The sequence below is a fragment of the Micromonospora sp. HM5-17 genome, from assembly GCF_003762835.1.
In the GTDB taxonomy this organism is placed as follows: Bacteria; Actinomycetota; Actinomycetes; order Mycobacteriales; family Micromonosporaceae; genus Plantactinospora.
In genome coordinates this window covers 1-734 of sequence record NZ_RJWA01000041.1, presented here as the reverse complement: position 1 = coordinate 734, position 734 = coordinate 1, and the positions used below count along the sequence as shown (strand labels likewise).

Below are 734 nucleotides of genomic sequence, written 5' to 3'. Positions count from 1 at the left end.
CGACCGTGAGACGGTAAAGACGCCGGTAGCCAGCCACCGCCACAACATTCGACGGGTAGGTGTCGTCGTCGGGCCAGCAAGATTAGCTACGAGATGACGTTGGGCTGGTCAAAAACCCACAACCAGGTACCGCCTGCCTGACGGCGTGCCACCTCGACCGTCACCACGCCGTTGGCCCAAACGCGATGACGTGAGGGCAAGGTCTTCACCACGCAAAATCGGCTGCTGGGTGCCCGGCTCGGACCGGGTGCCGGTCAGCCACGAGACGCTGATTAAGCCGGCGGATCTCGTCGGAACCGGTCGCAATGTCACCACTGGGCAGCGCCAGCACCGCGTCGGGTTCGTACAGTGTGGTCAAGCCGTCGACGTCACCGGCGTTGAGCCTTTCGACGACAAGTCGACCAGATCCTCGGGGCGCATCGCGTGCTCAGTGTCGGCGTCCACAGGCGCGAGTTTGCCGCTCACGTACGACTGCGGCATCTCACACGGGACGGGGAAAATGGCTGCCCTTCAAATATCGACCCCACCGATGCGCGTTCGGCTACGTTCGTACCTGCCCGGCGGTCGGTTGCGCGCGGTGGGCGGGTGAGCCTCGGATCGTGCCGGTGAACCCATTCGGCGAGGCTGGCGCCGCAGCATTTCAGCCTGCCCAATCCGACGCGACGCGTCGACGATGGCGTGGCACTGCCCGGAATTAGCGGTCGTAGAAATGGTTGCACCGCGGTCGTGGTTGT

1 protein-coding gene is annotated in these 734 nt (G+C 64.4%); it reads right to left on the bottom strand.

From position 1 onward, the window contains the following. Window positions 1-205: 205 nt before the first annotated feature. Window positions 206-331, bottom strand: coding sequence for a hypothetical protein (locus EF879_RS28930; RefSeq protein WP_370375568.1), 126 nt, complete (start codon window positions 329-331; stop codon window positions 206-208). Window positions 332-734 lie beyond the last annotated feature (403 nt).